Annotated in this window: 7 protein-coding genes; 2 read left to right on the forward strand and 5 right to left on the reverse strand. The window is 62.2% G+C overall.

Annotated features, from left to right (window positions below):
- Positions 1-67: 67 nt before the first annotated feature.
- From ACW9IR_RS26895 to ACW9IR_RS26915, 5 genes are all read right to left on the reverse strand, one after another.
- Entirely contained in the window at positions 68-3,166 is a 3,099-nt protein-coding gene (locus tag ACW9IR_RS26895) for an error-prone DNA polymerase (protein WP_457465664.1), read from the reverse strand.
- On the reverse strand, positions 3,142-4,557 hold the full coding sequence (locus tag ACW9IR_RS26900) for a Y-family DNA polymerase (protein ID WP_457465666.1): 1,416 nt from the start codon (positions 4,555-4,557) through the stop codon (positions 3,142-3,144). Before ACW9IR_RS26900 ends, ACW9IR_RS26895 begins: the two co-directional genes overlap by 25 nt.
- A gap of 7 nt (positions 4,558-4,564) precedes the next feature.
- Positions 4,565-5,182 (reverse strand): translesion DNA synthesis-associated protein ImuA, encoded by a 618-nt coding sequence (gene imuA, locus ACW9IR_RS26905; protein ID WP_457465668.1) that lies wholly within the window; start codon positions 5,180-5,182, stop codon positions 4,565-4,567.
- Positions 5,182-5,799, reverse strand: coding sequence for a transcriptional repressor LexA (gene lexA, locus ACW9IR_RS26910; protein WP_095121012.1), 618 nt, complete (start codon positions 5,797-5,799; stop codon positions 5,182-5,184). The genes imuA and lexA overlap by 1 nt, the downstream gene beginning before the upstream one ends.
- 116 nt (positions 5,800-5,915) lie before the next feature.
- A complete protein-coding gene (locus tag ACW9IR_RS26915) occupies positions 5,916-6,833 on the reverse strand; it encodes a LysR substrate-binding domain-containing protein (protein ID WP_457465670.1) in 918 nt (305 codons plus the stop codon).
- A gap of 103 nt (positions 6,834-6,936) precedes the next feature.
- Here ACW9IR_RS26915 and ACW9IR_RS26920 point away from each other — a divergent pair, with 103 nt between their 5' ends.
- Positions 6,937-8,679 (forward strand): amidohydrolase, encoded by a 1,743-nt coding sequence (locus ACW9IR_RS26920; RefSeq protein ID WP_457465672.1) that lies wholly within the window; start codon positions 6,937-6,939, stop codon positions 8,677-8,679.
- A gap of 189 nt (positions 8,680-8,868) precedes the next feature.
- Entirely contained in the window at positions 8,869-9,606 is a 738-nt protein-coding gene (locus ACW9IR_RS26925; protein ID WP_457465674.1) for a TorF family putative porin, read from the forward strand.
- The last annotated feature ends 71 nt before the right edge of the window (positions 9,607-9,677 follow it).

Genomic DNA, 9,677 nt, shown 5'->3' on the forward strand with positions numbered 1-9,677 from the left:
ATTCACGTTGATGTTGTCTGACACACCGATATCGCGAGCAGGCTCACTCCTACAAGGGTTGTGTTGATCAGTGGAAATCGCGGCTCTGTACGCGGATGCCATTTAGCAACGGGCTGAGGTCGCTCAGCCGGCCAGCGATCAGATGGCGCACTTCGCCCTCGCGCTCCCAGCGGCCATCGACCTTGAGCAATTGCGAACCGACCAGCACTTGCCGCTGACGCTCGGCCAGATCGCGCCAGACCACCACGTTGACGTTGCCGAATTCGTCTTCCAGGGTTACAAAGGTTACACCGCTGGCAGTGCCCGGCCGTTGGCGTCCGGTGACCAGCCCGGCGACGCTCACCGGCCGACCGTGCTCGACGTCGAGCAATTCCTGCGAGCTGCGGCAGCGCAATGCCTTCAACTGGCCGCGCAACAGCGCCAGCGGATGCGGCCCCAACGTGGTACCGACGGTGCTGTAATCGGCGTGAAGATCCTCGCCAACGCTGGGTTTGGGCAGCACCACTTCGGCCTCCTCCTGACTCGGCAACCCGGCAAACAGGCCCAGCTGTTTCTGCACCCCGGCGACTTCCCAGCGCGCCCGATGCCGATGCCCGGCCAAACCGCGCAACGCCCCGGAATCGGCGAGCAACGCCTGCGCCCGACTGTCGAGCGCCGCCCGCTCGCCCAGATCGGCGACATCGGCAAACGCCCCGCGCGCCCGCGCCGCCTCGATGCGCCGGGCATCGTCTTCGCGAAAGCCCTTGATCATCCGCAGGCCCATGCGAATCGCCGGTTGCGCCGCCGTGGTGGTTTCCAGGCTGCAATCCCAGTCACTGGCGCGCACGTCGACCGGGCGGATCTGCAACTGATGCCGGCGCGCGTCCTGGAGAATCTGGTCCGGGCTGTAGAAACCCATGGGCCAACTGTTGATCAACGCACAGGCGAACGCCGCCGGCTCGTGGCACTTGAGCCAGCAACTGGCGTAGGTCAGCAAAGCAAAACTGGCGGCGTGGGATTCGGGAAAACCGTAGCTGCCGAAGCCTTTGATCTGCTCGAAAATCTGCGCGGCGAACTCTGGCGTGTAGCCATTCTTCTTCATGCCGACGGCGAGGCGTTCCTTGTGCGGCTCCAAGCCACCGTGGCGTTTCCACGCGGCCATGGAGCGGCGCAACTGATCGGCCTCGCCGGGACTGTAATCGGCGGCGACAATGGCGATCTGCATGACCTGTTCCTGAAACAGCGGCACGCCGAGGGTTCTTTCCAGAACGACCTTGAGTTCTGGCGACGGGTAGGTTTCCTCCTCTTCCTTGTTCCGGCGGCGCAGATACGGATGAACCATCCCGCCCTGAATCGGCCCCGGGCGGACGATCGCCACTTCAATCACCAAGTCATAGAACTTCGCCGGTTTCAGGCGCGGCAGCATCGACATCTGTGCGCGGGACTCGATCTGGAACACGCCAATGGTGTCGGCGCGGCTGATCATCTCGTAGGTCGGTTTGTCTTCGGCCGGAATATTCGCCAGGCTCAGATCCAGATTGCGGTGACGACGCAGTAAGTCGAAGCAGCGACGAATCGCGCTGAGCATGCCGAGGGCAAGGATATCCACCTTGAGCAGGCCGACCGCGTCGAGGTCGTCCTTGTCCCATTGAATGATCGTGCGCTCGGCCATCGCCGCGTTCTCGACCGGCACCAGCGTGTCCAGCGGCTGCTCGGAAATCACGAAACCGCCGGGATGCTGCGACAGGTGCCGGGGGAAACCGATCAGTTGCCCGGTCAGGCTCAGCACCCGGCGCAGCACCGGGCTGTCCGGATCGAAGCCGCCTTCGAGCAGGCGCTCGAGCGGCGGGGTTTCATCGCTCCAGTGGCCGCAGCAGTCGGCCAGTGCGTTGATCTGATCCGGCGGCAGACCCAAGGCCTTCGCCACATCCCGTACGGCGCCGGCAGCGTGGTAGGTGCTGACCACCGCCGTCAGCGCCGCGCGACCACGGCCGTAACGGCGAAACACGTATTGCAGGACTTCTTCGCGGCGCTCGTGTTCGAAATCGACATCGATGTCCGGCGGTTCATTGCGCTCCTTGGACATAAAGCGTTCGAACAGTAGCGTGGTGCGATCCGGGTCGATTTCGGTGATGCCCAAGGCAAAACACACCGCCGAGTTGGCCGCCGAGCCACGGCCCTGACAGAGGATTTTTTGCTCACGAGCAAAGCGCACCACGTCGTGTACGGTGAGAAAGTAGCTTTCGTAGCCGAGTTCGGCGATCAGCTTCAGCTCCTTGTTGATCTGCCTCAGCACCTTGAAGGGCGCGCCCTTTTTCCAACGCCAGGCGATGCCTTCCTTGGTCAGTTGCCTTAGCCAGGAACTGGCGCTGTGCCCCTCGGGCACCAACTCTTTGGGGTATTGATAACGCAACTCGCCCAGATCAAATGTGCAACGCCGGGCCAGCCTCACCGACTCATCCAGCAAAGCCTGCGGATACAACTCGCGCAACACCTCAACGCTGCGCAAATGCCGCTCGCCATTGGGATGCAAACGCAGCCCGGCCTCGGCCACCGGCACGTGATGACGGATCGCGGTCATGGTGTCCTGCAAGGCGCGGCGGCCACGGGCGTGCATATGCACATCACCGCTAGCCATCGCCGGAATCTGCAACTCGGCGGCCAGACTCAATAACTCCGCCAACCGCTGCTGATCGTCCTGGCCACGATGCAATTGCACCGCCAGCCACAACCGTTCGCCAAAGGTCTGCTGCAGCCAACGACCCTCCTCCACGTCATCAAGCGAGTCCGGCACCCACAACACCAGCAATCCCGGCAGCGCTTCGTCGAAATCCTCGCGCAGCACCTGATACTGGCCTTTCTGCGTGCGCCGTCGGGCGCGGGTGATCAAACCACACAAGGCCTGATAACCCGCCAGGTTCTCCACCAACAGCACCAGTTTCGGACCATTTTCGATGCGAATTTCACTGCCAATGATCAGCGGCAGCTCAACCGATTTCGCCGCTTGCCAGGCCCGAACGATCCCGGCCAGCGTGCATTCATCGGTGATCGCCAGCGCCTGATAGCCGTGCTTTTTCGCGCGCTGGAACAATTCCAGCGCACTGGAGGCACCGCGCTGGAAACTGAAGTTCGACAGACAGTGCAGTTCGGCATAACCGTCATTCATGCAAACCAGCCCTGCAGCCACAACGGACCGCCCTCACCCACCGCGCGATAAGCCCAGCCCTGTTGACCGGCGCGGTTCTGGATCAGGTAATAATCGCGGCGCACATCGTCGCCGTCCCACCAGCCGGATTCGATGCGCTCCGGGCCCATGAGAATCCGCGCCGAACCCTGCGCCACGCTCTGCGGTTCACCCAGTAACCAGCCCGGACGATGCACACTGGGCAAGCCTGCGCAGCGTTGTTTGTCGACGCCGTGCTGCCACGCGCACTCCGGCCGATGATCAGCCTGAAAACGCAGCCCCTGCACGGCGTCATCGCCCAAGCGTGCACGCAGGCGTTCGCGCAACTGCTCCCACGGCAAGGTCTGCTGCGGACGATCGTCGAACAGTTCCTGAAACTGCGGCACGAAGCTAGGCAGGTCCTCGGCGCGCAGACGAAAGCCGCGCACGGGCGCCTCGACTTGCACCTGTTCCAGCCGCCCGCGCGCCAGTTCAAACAGCATCGCCGGATCACGTTCGGCGCTGAGCAAACCGACTTTGATCACGCTGTCCGGCAGCCCGGCGTGCTCCAGATGCAGGTCGAAACGTTGTACGCCGCTGTCACGCCCGCAGAGGAACGCCGACAGGTCACCGGTCAAACGGCGTAACGGGAACAGCAAGGCCTGATGCGACTGCACGTCGAAATTCAGTTCGATGCGTACGTCGAAACGATCCGGTGGCAGGTAGAACTCCAGCGCCAAGGGGCGCGCACCGAACAAGGTGTCGAGATGCTTGAGCATCTGCGCCTCGAAACGTCGGGCCAGCGCCTGACGCGGCAGGCTCTGCACCTGACTGAGATTGCGCAGGCCCATGCGCGACAACGCCGTGGCCACGCTTGGTTCCAGGCCGACGCGGTCGACAGGCAACTGGCCAAGGTGATGCTGCAAGGCTTCGCCGTCGGGCACCACCAATCCATCGTAAGCATTGGCCAGCACCCGCGCCGCCACTGGATTCGGCGCGGCGACGATGCGATGACGAAAGCCCAAGTCCGTCAGTTCCTTGCGCAGGCGCGCTTCGAACTGCGCCCAGGAACCGAACAGGCCCAGGCTGGATTCGATCTCGAACACCACGGTGCGCGGGTAATGCACGCTGACCTGCGCGCTGAAACCGTAGGCCCATGCGGCCAAAAACTGCTGCCAGTGCTCGACCTCGGCAGCCTCGTAATCAGCGGTGGCAAACCCCTTGCTCATGGCCTGGGCGGCAGTCATCGACTGGCCGGCGCGCAGACCGAGTTTGCGCGCGGCAGGATTGACCGCTTGCAGCACCCGGCGCTGGGCCGGGCCGCTGAGCAGCACCAACGGCTCATCGGGATCGGGACGCTGACGCAGCACCGCGTCCAGCGCCAATTGCGGGAATAGAATGCAGACCCAGCGCATGGCGACCTCAATGACCCACGGCAAAGGCAATCGGCGCCGTACGCGCGAGTCCGCCACGGCACTTGAGGACGCGCAACTGTGCAGGTTTGGCGTCGATGGCGATGCGCAACGCCGCCGGTGACGGGTTGACCGCTTCGCTCAACGGGCGCCAGGCAAATGCCAGGGTCTGGCCGGTTTCCGCCGCCACCTGCAAACGCCGCAACGCACGGTCATCGGCCTTGTGCGGCCAACACAGTACGGCGCCGCAACTGCCCGAACGCAGGCACTGTTCCGCCGCCCACAAGGCATCGCGCTCAGAGGCCTGAATCACCGACAACTGGCGCAGATCGACCCCGGCGTTTTCCCACGCTTGCGGGTACGGCACGAACGGCGGCGCCACCAGCACAATGCGCTCACCCGCCGCCGCCAACCGCGCCAGCGTTGGCCAGACCAGTTGCAGTTCGCCAACACCGGGGCCGGCCAACAGGATTTCGCTCAGCGCCGCCTCCGGCCAGCCACCGCTGGGCAATGCCGCGTCCAGCGCGGCGTGCCCGGTCGGTTGCGGACTGGCGGCCGGCGGCGCAGGCCGACCCCTCCAGACCTGGCCGCCATTGAACAGCGTATCCAACGCAACGACGGCGCCCATCAGCCTTGCCTCACCAGACCGCAGAACACCCCTTCGATGGCCAGATCCTGATCATCACGCACGACAATCGGTTGGTACGCCGGGTTGCGCGGCAACAGCCGCACTTCAGCGCCGAGCCGTTCGAAGCGTTTGATGGTGACTTCACCGTCGAGGCGCGCCACGACGATCTGGCCGTTGAGCGCTTCGGGATTGCGCCGCACGCCGACCAGATCACCGTCGAGAATGCCGTCCTCGATCATCGAATCGCCCTGCACCCGCAGCATGTAGTCGGGTGTGCGGGAGAACAGCGCCGGGTCGAGCAGCAAGCGGCTATGGATGTCGGCATCGGCGCCAATCGGCGCACCGGCAGCAACGCGGCCGAGCACGGGGATGTCGAGCAGCTCCGGGCGCGGCGGTTGCCCGAGCAGGCGAATGCCGCGGGCCTGATGCGGATTGACCTCGATAAAACCGGCTTCGGTGAGCGCGAGCACGTGCTTGCGCGCCACGCTGCGCGAGGCAAAACCAAAAGCCTCGCTGATTTCAGCGAGGCTTGGAGGCTGACCGTGTTCGGCGATTCGATCGCGGATAAAGGTCAGGATGGCAGTACGACGGGGAGTCAGATTGGTCATGGAGTACATTTGTACTCCTGTAGGATTTTCCTGACAAGCGCCGCAGGTCGGCCCACCCCACGTTGATCGTTCCTACGTTCTTGATCGTTCCCACGCTCTGCGTGGGAGCGATCAGTGCGTGGGTGTTAGCCAAGGCCGCGTTCGGCGAGGAATTCGGCGATGTAATCGATGAAGGCGACGACCTTCGCCGTGGCCCGCCGATGGCTCGGGTACACCGCCAGAATATGCGGGCCAAAGGTATCCGGGTCGATCTCATAGTCGGCCATGACCCGCACCAGTCGCCCGTCGGCAATGTACGGCGCGGCGCTCCACAGCGGCGTGTGCAGCAAACCGCGCCCGGCCAGGGCACTGGCCAGCAACAAATCATAATTGTCACTGCGTAACAGCGGCGCCGTCGGTTGCGCCAGACTCAAACGCTGCCCGTCACGCTCGGCCCACCAGAATTCGCGGCTAAGCAACGGGTGCTGATAGAGCAGCCATTCATGCTGTTCGAGGGTTTGCGGATTCACCGGCAAGCCCTTGCGCGCGAGGTATTCGGGGCTGCCGCACAACGCCAGACGATTGCTGCCGACCACCCGCGCAATCAGCCCCGGCAAGTCATCGTGGCCCTCACGCAACGCCAGGTCATAACCACTTTCCAGCAGATTGACGAACGCATCGCACAGGTCCACTTGCAGGCTGATCTGCGGGTATTGCTGCAAAAAGCCGTCACACACCTCATCGAGAAATGCCCGCCCATACGCCAGCGGCGCGGTGATTTTCAGGCTGCCGCGCAAACCGTGCTGCAACTGCTCGATTTCCTCGCTGGCCTCATCCAGCCGCTGCAATACCAGCCGCGCGGTTTCCAGGTACACACGGCCGATTTCGGTAAGCAGAATCCGCCGCGTGCTGCGCTCGAACAGCCGTGCGCCCAGCTCCGATTCCAGGTGATTGACCGCTTTGGTCAGCGCCGACGGGGTCTTGCCCAACTGCTCGGCGGCGCGACTGAAACTGCCGAGCTGCGCGGTGACCACGAACATTTTCAATGCACCCAACTTGTCCATGCTTTTTCCATTCAGGCAAAAACGTTTTTCGTGAGGCAGGCGTTCTGTCAGGCGCTACCAGCCACTAATCTCGCCATCAGACGCAATAACAAGGAAATCTTCAATGAAAAGATTCATCCCGAGTCTGTTGGCAGCCGCTGTAAGTTTTGCCTCGATGGAAGCCATGGCCGCCACCGATCTGGTGCTGCTCAACGGCAAGATTTTCACCGCCGACCGCGCGCAACCCAAGGTGCAAGCACTGGCCGTAGAGAACGGCAAAGTGCTGAAAGTCGGCAGCGACGCGCAGATCAAAGCCTTGATCGAACCCGGCACAAAAGTCATCGACCTCAAGGGCAAAGCGCTGATGCCCGGCCTGATCGACAGCCATTCCCACGCGATTTTCGGCGGTCTGGAAATGGTCTCGGCGAACATGGAGGACGAAGTCGTCAACCTCGACGAACTGCAAAAACGCCTGCGCGACTGGCGTGAAGAAGGCAAGGCCAAACATGGCGACGTGCTGAGCATTGCCGGGATGAGTTCGGTTTATTGGGCGCAAGCCGAAGCCTTGGGCAACACCTTCAATAGCGGCGAATGGGCCAATGTGCCGGTGGTGTTTATCGGCAGCGACCACCACACGGCGTGGGCCAACAATGTGATGCTCAAGCGTGCCGGGATTGACGCGGCGCTGCTGAAAACCCTGCCGGATGCGGAAAAAGACACCATCGGCAAACTGGCCAATGGCGAGCCGAACGGTTTTGTGGTCGACGCCGGATGGGATCGGGTCGCCTCGAAAATGCCGGTGCCGAGCCCCGCCGACATGCTCAACGCCGCGAAATCCGCGGTGCGCTACAACAACAGCCTCGGCATCACCGCCTGGATGGACCCGGCCGCCAACGCCGCACCGGGCGAAGCAGTGTTCGCGCTCAAGCCGACCGAAAAAACCGTCGGCGTGCTGCCGGCTTATAAAGCGCTGTCGCAAAGCGGCGACATGAGCGTGCACGTCGCGGCGCTGCTGGTAGCCAACCCGAAAAGCGTGCCCGCCGACCTCGATACGCTGGACAAGGTGCGCCAGCAATTTCAGGGCATCCCCAACCTGACGCTGCCCGGGATCAAGATCTTCGCCGATGGCGTGATCGAATTCCCGGCGCAGAGCGCGGCGATGATTGATCCGTACAGCAACTCGCACAAACAGGGCGAACTGCTGATCGATCCGCAGCATTTCGGCGAACTGGTCAGCGCCATCGATCAGCGCGGCTGGCTGGTGCATATCCACGCGATCGGTGACCGCGCCGTGCGTGAGTCGCTGAACGGCATCGCTCAGGCGCGCAAGGATCGACAGAGCGGCTTGACCCACTCGATCACTCACCTGCAAATGGTCAATCCGAAAGAGTTCGCCCGCTTCAAACCGCTCAATGTCATCGCCTCAATGCAACTGCTGTGGGCCAGTGCCGACGACTACACCACCGACATGATCAAGCCCTACGTCAGCGCCCTCGCCTTTCGCTATCAATACCCGGCGCATTCACTGCTGAAACAGGGCGCGACGATCGCCGGCGCCAGCGACTGGCCGGTGTCTTCGCCAAATCCGTTCAATGCCATGGCCCAGGCGATTACTCGCGTCGGCCCGTTGGGTGTGCTCAACGCCGAGGAACGTCTGGACCGCGACACGATGTTCTATGCCTACACCATCAACGCCGCGCGCACGATTGGCCTGGAGAAGCAGATCGGCTCGCTGACGCCGGGTAAGCAGGCGGACTTTATCGTGCTCGATCGCGATGTGTTCAGCGTCGACAACAAAGCCCTGCATGACACCAAAGTGCTGCAAACCTGGTTCGGCGGCCGTCAGGTCTACACCGCCACAAAATAACAACAACCATCCCACCCTGTGGGAGCGAGCTTGCTCGCGAAGAGGCCAGTCCATTCAACATCTTCACTGACTGACCCACCGCCTTCGCGAGCAAGCTCGCTCCCACAGAGTTTGTGAGGGTGGCTGAGATTGCATTCCCCCCCACAGTTTTCGTACTGCCCAAAAATAATCACAACATCGGGACTTCACATGAAAGCCTTGCCCCTGTTCGCCCTGAGTTTTTTCAGTCTGCTGCCGTTGAGCAGCCAAGCGATCCCCTTGAACGATGACTTTGCGCTGGAGGTAGACCTGACCCTCGCCAGCGATTACCGCACCCGTGGCATCTCGCAAACGCAAAATGACCCCGCCGTGCAGGCCGGTTTGACCCTCGCTCACAGCAGCGGTCTGTACCTCGGTGCGTGGAGTTCCAACGTCGATTTCGGCGGTGGTCTGAAAACCCGTCAGGAAGTCGATTACTACGGCGGCTGGCTGTGGCAGGCGACCGAGGATGTCAGTCTCGATCTGGGTTACATCAAGTACGCCTACCCCAAGGAAAGCCAGTTCAACCAAAGCGAGGTCTACGGGATTCTCGGGGTTTATGGGGTGAAACTGGCGGCGTATTACTCCAGCGATGCGCCGGGGATCGATAGCCAGCAGAACTCGCTCTATACCTACATCAGTTATGAAACTGAATTGCCGTACGATTCAGGCTTGAAGCTGCGTTACGGCAATATGGATTTCAAGGATCCGCATTTGTATTCGGCGTCCGGTAGCGCCGAAGAGTCGTACCGCGAATGGGAGGTGAAACTCACCCACAATCTGGCGGGGGTGGTGTTGGGCCTGAGCTACATCGACACCGATCTCTCACAAACCCAATGTCTGAGCAACTGGGGTTTCAAAGACGTCTGCACCGCCACAGTCGTTGCCAGCGTCAGCAAATCTTTCTGACCCACCGAAATCCCCCTGTAGGCCTTCGCCTGCTCGCGATAGCGGTGGATCAGCCAACATCATTGTTGAAT

The organism is Pseudomonas sp. SDT291_1_S447 (assembly GCF_054070155.1).